The sequence below is a fragment of the Fictibacillus marinisediminis genome (genome assembly GCF_023149135.1).
GTDB classification, from domain to species: domain Bacteria; phylum Bacillota; class Bacilli; order Bacillales; family Fictibacillaceae; genus Fictibacillus_C; species Fictibacillus_C marinisediminis.
The window spans coordinates 3,124,440-3,138,875 of sequence record NZ_JAIWJX010000002.1; the positions used below are offsets into that span (position 1 = coordinate 3,124,440).

The following is a 14,436-nucleotide window of genomic DNA, read 5'->3' on the forward strand; positions in this document are numbered from 1 at the left end:
TTCCCTCCCCTGATGTAGCATCTAACTATGTTCTATGGTTCGCAGTGTTAATACCCTCTTTTAGAGAGTTTAAGCGCTTTCTCTGTTTTTTTAACAATCTTTTAATAGAAGAAAGAGAGAACTGATTACCAACTGGTTTTATTTGGTCATACTAAAGGGAAATAAGTAAATAACTCGCAGAAGTTAACTTGCCATATATGTCGCAGGAAAGGTTGGTGCAGGAGTTGAAGAAAGAAGAAGATTTGCAGCGTGGGTTGAAAAATCGGCATATCCAGCTGATCGCCATCGGCGGAGCGATTGGAACCGGTCTTTTTTTAGGCGCGGGAAAATCGATTCACCTGGCGGGGCCGTCCATCATGCTGAATTACGCACTTATTGGAGTTATGCTGTTTTTTATGATGCGTGCCTTGGGTGAAATGCTCATGTACAGCCCGACATCCGGCTCGTTCACTCACTTTGCCGAATCGTTCATCGGGCCGTGGGCAGGTTTTATCACGGGGTGGACGTACTGGTTCTGCTGGATCGTAACAGGAATGGCCGAAATTACAGCAGTCGGATTGTATGTGAAATACTGGTTTCCGAGTATTCCTCAATGGCTGACGGCACTGGCCGCTGTACTTGTTTTGCTGCTCATTAATATGTCGGCGGTTAAAGCGTTCGGGGAGATTGAATTCTGGTTCGCTCTTATTAAAATCATTACCATTATTGCGCTCATTGGTATTGGAATCGTGCTGATCGTCATGGGCTATGAAAGCCATGGCACTCAGGCTTCATTATCCAATCTCGTAAATCATGGCGGATTTTTCCCGAACGGTTCATCAGGCTTTGTTCTTGCCTTTCAAATGGCACTCTTCGCATTCGCAGGAGTGGAGCTTGTCGGCGTAACAGCCGGTGAAGCACAGGATCCAGATAAAACCTTGCCAAGTGCCATCAACAACATCCCAGCACGGATTCTTCTCTTTTATATCGGGTCACTGATCGTCCTCATGTCAATTTATCCATGGGATAAAATCGATCCAGACACAAGCCCGTTCGTTTCGGTCTTTAAGTTGATCGGTATTCCGGCAGCATCGGGCATCATCAATTTCGTCGTCCTCACTTCCGCAATGTCGTCTTGCAACAGTGGCCTGTTCAGTACGGGACGAATGCTTTACACACTGTCGAATGAAGGAAAAGCACCTAAAAAGCTTGGATTGCTAAACAAAAAGCAAGTTCCGGCACCCGCTCTTATCGTTTCAACATTTTTCCTTTCGTTTGGCGTTTTGCTCAATTATTTATTGCCGGAGGAAGTGTTCACGCTGGTGACAAGCATCGCGACCATCTGCTTCATCTGGGTATGGGGAATCATCCTGGTCGCTCATCTCCGCTTCCGGAAACTAAAGCCTGAGGACGCGAAAAAGAGTGCATTTAAAATGCCGCTTTCGCCGGTGATTAACTGGATCGTACTGGCATTCTTCGCTTTTATGATCGTTGTGCTTGGTTTTGCGGCAGATACACGTATCGCCCTGCTCATTACACCTGTCTGGTTTGTGATTTTGATCATCGCTTACATGATTACAAAAAGAAACACTGAAAAAAGCGTTCGTTAGTTTTAAAATATCACAGAAAAAAGAGGAAGGAAGCTGCTTCTATATAACAAGGTTTCTGTTAAACTCACAATGTATTTGAAACACTTGCCCAACGTGATATAATAAAAAAGAAAATGTTCATCGTTCTTCGGTAATATCAAATTGCTGGAAGAGCTTGTCATTTAATGGAATAGCGGGATGGATGGCTGGTATTTAAAATGCTTAGCAATTAACCCACTGTAAAGGAATTTGTGCAGCAAAAGCACAGATTGTTTTATAGTGGGTTTTTTTATGTTTTCTAATAGGAGGAAAGTAAAGTGGCAAACAAGATTAGGATTGAAATAAACGGGAATTTACAGGAGGCTGAGGAAGGGACCAGGGTACTGGATCATCTTCTGGCGCAGGGTGTAGAGCACCCGCACATCTGCTATTCGGAAACACTGGGGCCGATCCAGACGTGTGATACGTGCATGTGTGAAATCGATGGAAAGCTGATGAGAGCCTGCTCCACCGAAGTAAAGGAAGGCATGAATATCCTTACCTCCTCTCTTTCTGCAAAAACAGCCCAGAACGAGGCGATGGATCGAATTTTAGAGAATCACCTTCTCTACTGTACGGTTTGTGATAATAACAATGGAAACTGTAAGGTCCACAACACGGCAGAACTATTGGAGGTAGAGCATCAAACTCGCCCGTTCCGTGAGAAAGGCTATGAAGTGGATATGTCCCATCCCTTCTACCGCTATGACCCGAATCAATGCATCCTTTGTGGAAAATGTGTAGAAGTATGCCAGGATCTTCAGGTGAATGAAACACTGACGATTGACTGGGAAAGAAAGATGCCCAGGGTTATATGGGACAACGATAAATTAATCAATGAATCTTCCTGCGTCTCTTGCGGTCAATGTGCAACCGTCTGTCCGTGCAATGCCTTAATGGAAAAATCAATGCTTGGGGAAGCGGGTTTCATGACCGGAATCAAGCAGGACCTGCTCAATCCGATGGTCGACCTCATAAAAGAAGTGGAACCCGGATACAGCGGAATTTTTGCAGTTTCTGAAGTGGAAGCTGCCATGCGTGAAACCCGTACAAAAAAAACAAAGACTGTTTGTACCTTCTGCGGAGTCGGCTGTTCATTTGAAGTATGGACGAAAGGCCGCCAGATTTTAAAAATTGAACCTTCCGAAGATGCACCAGTTAACAGTGTTTCTACCTGTATCAAAGGGAAATTCGGGTGGGATTTTGTGAACAGTGACCAGCGCCTCACTACACCGCTCATCCGCAAAGGCGATGAGTTTGTAACCGCAACATGGGAGGAGGCTCTTTCCCTTATCGGTGAAAAAATGAGCCATATAAAAAATACGTATGGAGGCAATGCGTTAGGTTTTGTCAGTTCATCCAAAACGACAAATGAAGATTCCTATCTTATGCAGAAACTGGCTAGGCAAGTATTTGAAACGAACAATGTGGATAACTGTTCACGTTATTGCCAATCCCCTGCCACCGACGGTTTGCTTGCAACAGTCGGGTACGGAGGAGATTCCGGTACGATCAAAGATATTGCAAGCGCCGGACTTGTCATCATTATCGGGGCCAATCCTACAGAAGGACATCCTGTATTGGCCACACGTGTCAAACGGGCGAAGAAACTTTATGGACAAAAATTGATTGTTTCTGATCTTCGCAGACATGAAATGGCGGAGCGATCCGATCTTTACCTGCACCCGAAACAAGGTTCTGACCTCGTCTGGCTGGCGGCGGTAACCAAATACATCATCGATCAAGGCTGGCATGATGAGGACTTTATCAGGGAAAGGGTTAACCAGTATGAGGACTACCTTCACATGCTAAAAAAATATTCGCTTGAATATGCAGAGGAAGTCACAGGACTTTCAAAAGAACAGATGATCAAAACGGCGGAAATGATTCATGAAGCAGACGGCACCTGTGTTCTTTGGGGAATGGGTGTTACTCAAAATATCGCCGGATCCCACACGTCTGCTGCGATTGCAAACCTGCTGCTGGCTACTGGCAACTTCGGGCGCCCGGGTGCAGGAGCTTATCCGCTGCGTGGGCATAATAATGTACAAGGCTCCTGTGACATGGGAACTCTTCCTCAATGGCTTCCCGGCAACCAGAGACTGTCCGATGATGCTGCACGTGCAAAATTTGAAGAAGCATATGGAGTATCCATCTCCCCTAAAGCAGGATTTACAAACATTGAAATGCTTCAGGAAGTGGAAAAAGGCAATTTAAAATCCATGTATTTGATGGGAGAAGACATGGCCTGGGTGGATTCCAATTCCAATCATGTCCATGACATGCTAGGCAAACTGGAATTCTTTGTCGTTCAGGATGTTTTCTTTACAAAAACGGCTCAATTTGCCGACGTTGTCCTTCCAGCTTCTCCATCACTTGAAAAGGATGGCACATTCACCAATACAGAACGCCGCGTTCAGCGTTTGTATCAGGCGCTTGAACCTATGGGAGAATCCAAGCCGGACTGGTGGATCATCCAGCAGATCGCTAGGCAGATGGGAATGGACTGGAACTATTCACACCCTCGTGAAATTATGGATGAAATTGCACGCCTTGCCCCTATTTTTTCCGGAGTCAGCTATGACCGTCTAGAGGGATGGAACAGCCTTGTCTGGCCGGTGCAAAAAGATGGCAGTGATGAGCCGCTTCTTTACACTGAGCGCTTTAACTTCCCTGACAGCAAAGCACGCTTCTCCCTTGCTGAATACGTGCAGCCAGTGGATTATGAAAAGGAATTTGATCTGATCTTGAACAACGGCCGTCTGCTTGAACATTTTCATGAAGGCAATATGACAAACAAGTCAAAAGGCATCCAGTACAAGCTTCCTGAAGTATTTGTTGAAGTTTCGCCTGAACTCGCCAGTGAAAGAGGCCTTCAGGACGGCTCTTCTGTCCGCCTGATCTCACCGTACGGTTTTATAAAATTGCGCTGTATCGTCACAGACCGGGTCAAAGGAAATGAATTGTATGTACCGATGCATTCCGTAAGCCACGAAAATGCCATTAATATGCTGACCGGCAGTGTCGGTGACGTCCGGACCCAGACTCCTGCCTATAAGCAGACAAAAGTACGAATGGAACTTATTCATGTTAAAGGCAGAACACCGCTTCCAATGTATAATCCGCGATATGCGGAACGGAATCCTCAGGCTGGTGTTCAGGTCGAACGCAAGTGGGCCCGAGAGGACTACGAGCCAATTGCCGATATTAATGTACCAGTGGGAGGCCGACGATAATGGCACAGCCTATTACAAAGATTGTTCATTCAACACGAACCGAAAAAGAAATGCAGGAGCAGCAAATTGAAACGATTGTAGAGGATCTTGCAAAGAGTGCAGATGGAATAAAGGAACTGATCAAGCTTTTTCAGCAGCTTCATGACAGCGGAATTTTAGGATCGGTGAATGGCCTTGTTGAAGCGAAGGAGAAGGTGGCGGGGATTGCGGTTGAACAGCTGCTCCGCCCCCAGATGACCAATGCCATTAATAATATGATGGCAGCGGCCGGTGTCTTGTCCGATACCAACCCTGAAATGACGAAGAAACTGATGAGCAGCCTTGGCAATGGAATTCAAAGAGCGGAAAAGGGACTTATCAGTAATGAAAAGGTAGGCATTTTCGATCTCATGAAAGCCCTAAAAGACCCTGACATTAACAGGGCAATCGGATTCGGTATGAACCTGTTAAAAGGTGTCGGGGAAGGATTGAAGGAGTAGGATGGTCCGCATGCTAGAAATAATCTTACCGGAAAAGTGGAAAACCATCAGTAATGGTTTACAAAAATTATTAAATCTCTCCCTTGTTCTGCTTGGCGGTATGCTGGTATTTTTTCTTTTCAGAGAGCTTATCTATATTTTCATGGACGCCTGCACAGGGAATCACAATGTCCATGATATACTTGGTAAAGTACTTGTGTTTTTCTTATATTTCGCCTTTATTTCCATGATTGTGACCTACTTTAGCGAAAGCCACCACTTCCCGCTTAGCTATCTTCTATACATTGGAATTACGGCGGGTGTCCGTTACATTATTGTCAACAACGCCAATCCATTAGGAAACTTTTGGCTTTCAATCGTCATCCTGCTGCTGGTTATCAGCTATATCATGCTGACGCCTAAAGGCAAACGATTAAAGGATACAAGGAGAAGGATACAATGACCAAAAATATAGAGCATCAATTCAGTATGCTTGTCCGTGAAATACGCAAGGAATTCGTCGGCAACGGTCCAAAGGAAATCAGCACACGCTTTGTTGGTTCTTGGGCAGTCAGTGAGATGAAAGGAAACCTTACGAATATCGAAAAATTCATGATGGGTTCAAAAGAAGGCGAGAAAATGGTTCACGAAGCACGTACCGGTCTCGTGAAAAAAATTTATAGCGATCTCAGTGTGCGCAGAAAGTTTGAAGATCTTGCCGGTGCAGCCATCCTGCGTATTTTTTCTGATATCGATATTGAAGCTGATATTGCCATGACGATCTTTGTGTTTGACCGGCCCTTGATTTCTAAAGAAAAATAATACTGGATATAAGAAAAACCCGGATCCTTTGGCAGATCCGGGTTTTTCTCGGTTTACAAAAGGATTTATCGTACAGCGCTGTTTACGGTTAAAATATCATCAATTCTTTGCAGCTCTTCATCACTGAAATCCAGATTGTCTAGTGCTGCAATATTTTCTTCAATTTGACTTACTCTGCTTGCACCTATTAAAGCAGAGGTTACCTTACCCCCGCGGAGTACCCATGCGAGTGCCATTTGTGGCAGGCTCTGTCCCCTGTCTGCAGCAATTTCATTGAGTCTGCGGACTCTTTCAACTACTTCTGGAGTGACTTCATTCTCTCCCAACGCTCCCGTCGATTTTGCCGCACGTGAATCAGACGGCACACCGCTTATATATTTGTTCGTCAACAAGCCTTGGGCAAGCGGGCAAAACGCGATGGACCCTACCCCGTTTTCCTCTAAAACATCCTGAAGGCCGTCTTCGATCCAGCGGTTAAGCATGGAATAGCTCGGCTGGTGGATAACGAGCGGTGTTCCCAAATCATTCAAAATTTTAATAGCTTCCATCGTTTGTTCCGGGCTGTAGCTGGAAATCCCCACGTAAAGGGCTTTCCCCTGGCGCACGATAGCATCCAGCGCTCCCATCGTTTCTTCAAGAGGAGTATTGGGATCCGGACGGTGAGAGTAGAAAATATCCACATAATCGAGCCCCATACGCTTCAGGCTCTGATCCAGGCTGGCAATCAAATACTTTTTGGATCCCCATTCCCCATATGGGCCTGGCCACATGTAATAACCGGCTTTGCTCGAGATGATCATTTCATCACGGTACGGAGCGAAATCAGTCTTTAACATCTTACCAAACACTTCTTCAGCAGAACCTGCAGGCGGTCCATAATTGTTAGCCAGGTCAAAATGGGTAATACCAAGATCAAACGCTCTTCTCAGCATCGCGCGGCCATTTTCAAAGCTGTCTACTCCGCCGAAGTTATGCCATAGTCCTAGAGAGATAGCCGGAAGGAGCAGCCCGGAGCGGCCGCTTCTGTTATATTTCATAGATTCATAACGATTATTTTCTGCTGTATACACCATCAATGATCTCCTCCTCTATTCTAGTAAAACGCTTTCACTCTCGATTAAAAATTTTTCATTTATTACTTTTTTCTGGGTGAAAGAAACGAAGATCAATGGATCGTGCCATGGCCTCCGCGCCTTTTCTGCTTGGATGATGGTGATCTCCAGAATCAAATTCAGCTAAAAGTCTTTCTGGATCATCAGGATCCCTTCTCCCGACTCTCCTCATTTTGTTTTGTCAGGCCTTTTTATCCCCTCTCTTTCAAGGTATTCTGTAAGATTCATGATCACAAACCATACAAACATAGAATAGATGTCCAGAGCAAAAAAAACAAAGAATATGAACATTCGATGACGTTATTTCGATAGATTAACGGTTGTCCCTTCGAATTATCGTACCCAGGTGCCTTTTACATTTACCTTTTTATAAATTTTTTATTTAACATAGCGTGAACTCCTTTTACCCCGTTAACCACTTGAGTAATTCGCATATCCACTCCTAAACTTGCCAAAGTCAGTGCTTCTTTTCGTTTTAGCCCGTATTCACTCTGCATGATATCAAGCATGCCATCAAGCGCAATAATCATAGCCTCATCGAGATCCTCATGAAAACCAAAGGAGATCCATTCTGTTTGCGTTTCAGCTCTGGGCATTTTCAGTTTCAAATCATCCCTTACAATAAACGTTAGATCGACACGTTCCATTGGACATTCTAATGCCGATACGCCAACCTCTCCATCACCCTGGATGCCATGACCGTCTCCTACTGAAAACAAAGCGCCCTCTACAGAGATCGGCAAGTACAAAGTTGTCCCAGACACAAGCTCTTTGCAATCTATATTGCCTCCGCAAAAACGGGGAGGCGTTGTGGAATGGATTCCATCTTCATTCGGCGGCATCCCCATAATCCCCATGAAAGGCTTCAGCGGAACTTCATGTCCAAATTGGCTCTTTCCTGTCATGTGAGTCGGATCTAACTCCCAGCTGAGAAGAAATTCCTCTCCCTCTGCCAGTCCCAGCCCCTTGTTGACACTATGAGGATATCCTCCCGCTGTGCTCCAGCCCCATTTTCCCGGAACAATATCAATTATCTCAATTTCCAATGTCTTGCCCGGTAAGGCTTCATGGATATAAACAGGGCCGCAAAGAGCATGTCCCTGGTCCCTTGGCATCTCCCGAGGTTCGAACTTTTTCCTTTTTTCGGCGAGACTGACCAATGGTTCTAACCCCCAGCCCGCATCTAATGTTTGAAACCGGACAGATTCCCCTGAATGGATTTCAAGAATGGATTCATAATCCCTTGAAAAAGAACCATGCAAATTTTTTCTTGCAGGAAAGATGGTATGTACATTTTTCACTCCTATGTCATCTCCTTGGTCTGCTATTATTTGGAATAACCCGATACTTTCATTATACTTTTTATGAAACGTTATGAGCCATAAACTTTCAAGGAGTTTCATTTGCATTTTTTGTATTAAAAACCACAAAGTTTTCATGTATAATTGTTCAGAATTAAAAAGTAGAGAATGGCAGAATATTGTCAATTTATATAGAAAAAAAGAAGCAGATGAGGGGTTGCGATGACGAACGAAATTATTCAATTTAAAAATGTTACGAAGCAATATGACGATGATCCTGCTGTGCTGGACCATGTCAGTTTTGAGATTGAACGAGGAAAATTTTATACACTGCTAGGTCCTTCCGGCTGCGGTAAAACGACCATTCTTCGCTTGATCGCTGGTTTTACTGAAGCTTCGGAAGGTGAAATTTACTTTAACGGTAAGAAGATCAATGATGTGCCAGCCAACAAACGCCAGGTGAACACGGTCTTTCAGGATTACGCCCTATTCCCGCATTTGAATGTATTTGAAAATGTGGCGTTTGGACTGCGTATTAAAAAGTTGAAGAACAACGAGATCCAGAAGAAAGTGAAAGAAGCGCTCAGCTTTGTAAACTTGGAAGGCTATGAAACTCGTGAGATCCGTGAAATGTCAGGCGGCCAGCGCCAGCGTGTGGCCATTGCAAGGGCCATCGTCAACGAGCCTGAAGTGATCCTGCTGGATGAGCCGCTGTCGGCCCTTGATTTGAAACTGAGGACAGAAATGCAGTATGAACTGCGTGAGCTGCAGCGCCGATTGGGCATTACTTTTATCTTTGTTACCCATGACCAGGAAGAAGCTCTTGCGATGTCTGATGAAATTTTTGTTTTAAACCAAGGAAAGATTCAACAGAGCGGTACACCGATTGATATTTATGATGAGCCGATCAACCGGTTTGTTGCTGATTTTATCGGTGAGTCCAATATTGTTGAAGGCAAAATGATCAAAGATTATCTTGTTGAGTTTGTTGGAGGACAGTTTGAATGCGTCGATAGAGGACTCAATCCGAATGAACCAGTAGAGATTGTCATTCGTCCGGAAGATTTGGAAATTACAACACTTGAACGAGGAAAACTAAAAGTACGTGTAGATTCACAGCTGTTCCGCGGGGTTCACTATGAGATCAGCTGCTATGATAAAGACGGCAATGAATGGCTTGTCCATTCTACGAAAAAGGCAGATGCAGGAAACGAAATCGGATTATACTTCGATCCGGAAGCCATCCATGTCATGCGGTTTGGGGAGTCAGAAGCAGATTTCGACCGGCGTCTTGAGGCTTATACTGCTGGAGATGCCCATGAACAATAAGATCACCCGAAATCTTTACCTTTTGCCTTATGCAATATGGATTGTTCTTTTCGTTATTGCACCGCTTCTTCTTGTCCTTTATTATTCGTTTTTTGATATCGAGGGTCACTTTTCACTGGTGAATTACAAGAACTTTTTTACGCCGGTTTATTTGAAAATGACCTTCAGTTCGTTCTGGTATGCGTTCTTGATCACGCTTATTTCCTTTATCATCTCTTACCCGACGGCTTATTTGCTGACCAAAACGAAGCATAAGCAGCTATGGCTGTTATTGATCATCGTTCCTTCCTGGATCAACCTGCTCTTGAAAGCCTATGCTTTCCTGGGCATCTTCGGGACAAAAGGAATCGCGAACAGCTTCTTGGAAGCCATAGGTGTCGGATCGAAACAGATCCTGTTCACTGATTTCAGTTTTATATTTGTATCGGTATATATATTCATACCGTTCATGATTTTGCCGATTTTTAACTCATTAAATGAAATGAATCCTATCCTTTTGGATGCTGCAAATGATTTGGGGGCATCCAAGTGGACAACGTTTCGCCGCGTCATCTTCCCTTTGACGATTGACGGCGTAAAGTCAGGCTGCCAGGTTGTATTTATCCCTGCGCTGTCTCTATTCATGCTCACACGCTTGATCGCAGGAAACCGCGTCATTACGCTTGGTACAGCGATTGAACAGCATTTTCTTGTCACCCGTGACTGGGGCATGGGTTCGACAATTGCGGTTTTCTTAATTATTATCATGTTCCTGATCATGAGTGTGACAGGGAACAGGAAGCGAGGTGTATAAGTTGGATAATAAAATAAACTCGATGTCACGAATCTTTCTCGTGTTGATATTCCTTATCCTTTATGCACCGATCTTCTTTCTCGTGTTCTACTCGTTCAATAGCGGTGGAACGATGTACGGCTTCAAAGGCTTTACACTCGATTGGTACAAGGAGCTCTTTCAGGATTCACGCTTGCTGATCATCGTGCTGAATACGTTAGTGATTGCCCTTCTTTCCTCTTTATTTGCAACCATTATCGGAATTTTCGGAGCACTGGGCATCCACAGCATGAAGAAACGGCAGACGAAAAACACGCTGCTGTCACTGAACAACGTGCTGATCGTCAGTCCGGACGTTATTATTGGTGCCTCCTTCCTCATCCTGTTCACGATGGCAGGAGTGAAGCTTGGCATGTTTTCCGTCTTGCTCTCACATATCGCGTTCAGTATTCCGATCGTCGTTCTGATGGTCCTTCCCAAGCTGTCCGAGATGAGTCCGACGCTGATCGATGCAGCCAGAGATCTTGGAGCAAGCCGCTGGAATGTGTTGACCAAAGTTGTTCTGCCCTATATCACGCCTGGAATTTTTGCCGGCTTCTTTATGGCGCTTACGTACTCTCTGGATGATTTTGCGGTTACGTTCTTTGTTACCGGAAACGGTTTTACTACGCTTTCTGTTGAGATTTACTCGTTGGCCCGCCGTGGAATTTCGTTGAATGTCAACGCGCTGTCCACCCTCTTGTTCCTTTTTACACTCGTGCTTGTGGTTGTGTATTATTTCATATCTCAGCGCAACAAGCCGAACGGATGGGGGGTTAAAAAATGAGGAAGCTTGTCCATTTTTTCCTGGCGATCATTCTTGTTTCTGCGGTTCTCTTTTATACTGTTTCTGAGCTGAACAACTCAGAGGGATATTCAGGGCGGAATACCCTGACGATCTACAACTGGGGCGATTATATTGATCCCCAGCTGATCAAACGGTTTGAAAAAGAAAACGGCATTAAAGTCATCTATGAAACGTTTGATTCGAATGAAGCGATGCTGACAAAGATTGAGCAAGGCGGGACTACGTATGATATCGCGATTCCGTCTGAATACATGATCGATAAAATGAGGAAGGAGCATCTGCTCATTCCTCTCGACCATTCCAAGCTTCCTAATCTGCATTATATCGATAAGCGATTCATGGACCTCCCGTTTGATGAAGACAATAAATATTCTGTTCCTTATTTCTGGGGTACAGTCGGCATCGTCTATAATCCAAAAATGCTCGGCGGCAAGAAGATTACGAGCTGGAACGATTTATGGGATCCCGGCCTTCGAAACAAGATTCTTCTGATCGACGGAGCCCGCGAAGTGATGGGCATGGGACTCAACAGCATCGGTTATTCCCTGAATGATACGAATCATGCCCACCTTCAGAAGGCAAAAAGAAAACTGGATACTCTGACACCGAATATCAAAGGCATCGTTGGAGATGAGAGCAGACTGCTGCTTGAAAATGAAGAAGCTTCAATCGGGCTTGTCTGGTCCGGGGTCGCTTCAGAAATCATGAGCGAAAACAAGAACTTAGAATATGCTGTTCCTAAGGAAGGCTCCAACTTGTGGTTCGACAATATGGTCATCCCGAAAACAGCAAAAAATAAAAAAGCGGCACACAAGTTCATCAACTTTATGCTTGATCCAAAGATAGCAGCTAAAAATGCAGAATACGTCAACTATTCAACGCCAAACAAAAAAGCTCTATCTTACATGCCGAAAGAAACCGTGAACGATGAACGCTTTTACCCGTCGCCTCAGCTGACTGAAAAGCTTGAGGTATACCAGAACCTTGGGAAAAAGAATCTGGCGTACTATAACGAGCTGTTCTTGGAATTTAAAATGCACCGCAAATAAAATAAGAGGAAGAGCTATTGCTTACAGCTCTTCCTCTTTTCTTATGGCTATTTTCGTAAAGGTTGTGATTCATCCTATTGATTAAGTTTATGTACCTCACGAGCAATGGATTCCAGAATATAAACAACAGGCACTTGTGTAGTAATATTAGCTTCTTCAAAAGATTCCTCAGTTACATAATACGGAATGTTTATATCAGAAATTTTCGCAATGGTAGATAGTTTATTGTTTGTAATACTGATTATTTTACTTCCTTCTTGTTTAAGAATGTTAAGATGAGTGACTGTAAAATTATTTTCTCCTGAGACCGGCTCCCCGGTGAACCTGTTAACACCCTTGTTCGATGATCCATTAAAAGCATCCCCGCTCTCTTACTGATTTTTCCTTTTGAGTCTCACGTATCTCCTAAAGACATATTAACCGCTTCAGTTGCATGTATTAAAGCTGTATCAAATAATGGCACTTCTGAATCTTCTGGTTTTACGAGTAATCCGATCTCTGTACAGCCCAAAATAATCCCTTCTGCTCCAGAAGCAACCAATCGATTAATAACCTCTTTATAATAATCCTTTGATGATTGCTTAATCTCCCCTAAACATAACTCTTCATAAATAACTTGATTAATTCTTTCCCTATCCTCTTTGTCTGGCACAAAGACATGAATACCTTGAGACTCTATTCGTGATTTGTAGAAATCCTGTTCCATCGTATATTTAGTGCCAAGTAATCCTACGTTTTTTATTTTTGATTTTTGAATTTGAAAAGCTGTGGCGTCAGCAATATGCAGTATGGGTATATGTATTTTTTTCTGTATATCATTGATTACTATATGCATGGTGTTCGTACAGATCACAATGAAATCGGCGCCTGCTTTTTCTAAGGACCCAGCAACATTCCCCAGGATTTTTCCGGCACTTTCCCAGTCGCCTGCTGCCTGACAGCGTTCAATCTCTTCAAAATCTATGCTGTATAACAGGCACTCTGCTGAATGCAAACCACCTAATCTGTTTTTAACTTCTTCATTTATTTTCCGGTAATATTCTGCGGTGGATTCCCAGCTCATTCCACCAATTAAACCGATCGTTTTCATAGAATCACCCTGTTTTCCTATTTACTTTAATTGAAATATTTTTCAACATCCTGGTTGTTCTTTAATATAATCAGTTTGTGATCATATTGGTTTAGAAGTTTTAATATTTTGGGTTTACTTTCCTTTTCAAAATAGGAGTTCCATATAAACATGTTCCTGAAGATCTTTAACGTTGGTCTGTAATTTGCCTTTTCGATTTTTAATTTTTGATAAACGAACTTTTAATAATTCTAATAGTTCGTTTAGAATAATCAGTATCTAAGAAGATAATAACATCAGCATTTTGAAAACTTGGCTTCACCCAAGTATGATGAACTCCCTCTACAATCCATTGGTCAGAGGAAATGATATCATTCAGATACTTATCCCTCTCTACATCACTTCTTCTTATATCTTCAGGCTTGCTCCTTTTCCATACGACGTTGTCCAGTTCAATGTACGGAACATTTAAACGAGAAGAAAGTGTCCTTGCTAACGTTGTTTTCCCGCTTCCTACTGAACCAATAATATGTATCTTACTTGGATTTTTAACCATCATTTTTTCCTTAATAACTAACCATCCCTATTATTATTTTAAAAGCATTGCGGTTTTTCTTCCCTGTTTTGAATCCTTCTTTCGAGACAAGAATAAACACGGTTTTAGCCATCCAGATCCGGAAATAAAGAGAATAAAATTTATTCCCCCTAATGAACACCAAATTAACTTCGATATGAAATCCATTTTTCCTTCTTTACCCACCTAGTGATGGAAGTAACTTTACGAACCTTGAAATCGTCTAATGATAAAAAGAGGGCTGGACAGATGAAATTACA

Annotated in this window: 14 protein-coding genes and 1 pseudogene; 9 read left to right on the top strand and 6 right to left on the bottom strand. The window is 43.3% G+C overall.

The features are described from left to right. Positions 1-197 precede the first annotated feature (197 nt). From LCY76_RS16630 to LCY76_RS16650, 5 genes are all read left to right on the top strand, one after another. Positions 198-1,589 (top strand): amino acid permease, encoded by a 1,392-nt coding sequence (locus LCY76_RS16630; protein ID WP_248254705.1) that lies wholly within the window; start codon positions 198-200, stop codon positions 1,587-1,589. A gap of 296 nt (positions 1,590-1,885) precedes the next feature. Beyond that, positions 1,886-4,843 (top strand): formate dehydrogenase subunit alpha, encoded by a 2,958-nt coding sequence (fdhF, locus tag LCY76_RS16635; protein ID WP_248253548.1) that lies wholly within the window; start codon positions 1,886-1,888, stop codon positions 4,841-4,843. Then, on the top strand, positions 4,843-5,322 hold the full coding sequence (locus LCY76_RS16640; RefSeq protein ID WP_248253549.1) for a helical membrane plugin domain-containing protein: 480 nt from the start codon (positions 4,843-4,845) through the stop codon (positions 5,320-5,322). Before fdhF ends, LCY76_RS16640 begins: the two co-directional genes overlap by 1 nt. A gap of 10 nt (positions 5,323-5,332) precedes the next feature. Beyond that, positions 5,333-5,764, top strand: coding sequence for a phosphate-starvation-inducible protein PsiE (locus LCY76_RS16645; RefSeq protein ID WP_062236928.1), 432 nt, complete (start codon positions 5,333-5,335; stop codon positions 5,762-5,764). After that, entirely contained in the window at positions 5,761-6,123 is a 363-nt protein-coding gene (locus tag LCY76_RS16650; RefSeq protein WP_248253550.1) for a Na-translocating system protein MpsC family protein, read from the top strand. Before LCY76_RS16645 ends, LCY76_RS16650 begins: the two co-directional genes overlap by 4 nt. A gap of 65 nt (positions 6,124-6,188) precedes the next feature. Here LCY76_RS16650 and mgrA read toward each other — a convergent pair whose 3' ends face one another. After that, positions 6,189-7,196, bottom strand: a complete 1,008-nt coding sequence (gene mgrA, locus LCY76_RS16655; RefSeq protein ID WP_248253551.1) for an L-glyceraldehyde 3-phosphate reductase — start codon at positions 7,194-7,196, stop codon at positions 6,189-6,191. 398 nt (positions 7,197-7,594) lie between these two features. Beyond that, the gene (locus tag LCY76_RS16660) at positions 7,595-8,536 is read right to left on the bottom strand and encodes an acetamidase/formamidase family protein (protein ID WP_248253552.1); all 942 of its coding nucleotides are present in this window, start codon (positions 8,534-8,536) and stop codon (positions 7,595-7,597) included. A 222-nt stretch (positions 8,537-8,758) separates the two neighbouring features. Here LCY76_RS16660 and LCY76_RS16665 point away from each other — a divergent pair, with 222 nt between their 5' ends. The 4 genes from LCY76_RS16665 to LCY76_RS16680 are packed head-to-tail and all read left to right on the top strand — an operon-like array spanning position 8,759 to position 12,533. Continuing rightward, positions 8,759-9,865, top strand: a complete 1,107-nt coding sequence (locus LCY76_RS16665; RefSeq protein WP_248253553.1) for an ABC transporter ATP-binding protein — start codon at positions 8,759-8,761, stop codon at positions 9,863-9,865. Further along, positions 9,855-10,658 carry an ABC transporter permease gene (locus LCY76_RS16670; RefSeq protein ID WP_053357428.1) on the top strand — a complete coding sequence of 268 codons (804 nt, stop codon included), beginning with the start codon at positions 9,855-9,857 and terminating at the stop codon, positions 10,656-10,658. The genes LCY76_RS16665 and LCY76_RS16670 overlap by 11 nt, the downstream gene beginning before the upstream one ends. A gap of 22 nt (positions 10,659-10,680) precedes the next feature. Then, on the top strand, positions 10,681-11,463 hold the full coding sequence (locus tag LCY76_RS16675; protein ID WP_419715000.1) for an ABC transporter permease: 783 nt from the start codon (positions 10,681-10,683) through the stop codon (positions 11,461-11,463). Continuing rightward, positions 11,460-12,533, top strand: coding sequence for an ABC transporter substrate-binding protein (locus LCY76_RS16680; protein ID WP_248253555.1), 1,074 nt, complete (start codon positions 11,460-11,462; stop codon positions 12,531-12,533). Before LCY76_RS16675 ends, LCY76_RS16680 begins: the two co-directional genes overlap by 4 nt. 74 nt (positions 12,534-12,607) lie before the next feature. Here LCY76_RS16680 and LCY76_RS16685 read toward each other — a convergent pair. The 4 genes and pseudogenes from LCY76_RS16685 to LCY76_RS16700 form a co-directional block, all read right to left on the bottom strand. After that, positions 12,608-12,841, bottom strand: a pseudogene (locus LCY76_RS16685) (SIS domain-containing protein); the annotation flags it as partial. Between the two features lie 86 nt (positions 12,842-12,927). Continuing rightward, on the bottom strand, positions 12,928-13,623 hold the full coding sequence (locus LCY76_RS16690) for an aspartate/glutamate racemase family protein (protein ID WP_248253556.1): 696 nt from the start codon (positions 13,621-13,623) through the stop codon (positions 12,928-12,930). A gap of 199 nt (positions 13,624-13,822) precedes the next feature. After that, positions 13,823-14,158, bottom strand: coding sequence for an AAA family ATPase (locus LCY76_RS16695; RefSeq protein ID WP_336606264.1), 336 nt, complete (start codon positions 14,156-14,158; stop codon positions 13,823-13,825). A gap of 10 nt (positions 14,159-14,168) precedes the next feature. Beyond that, a complete protein-coding gene (locus tag LCY76_RS16700) occupies positions 14,169-14,318 on the bottom strand; it encodes a DUF3977 family protein (protein ID WP_419714954.1) in 150 nt (49 codons plus the stop codon). Between the last annotated feature and the right edge of the window lie 118 nt (positions 14,319-14,436).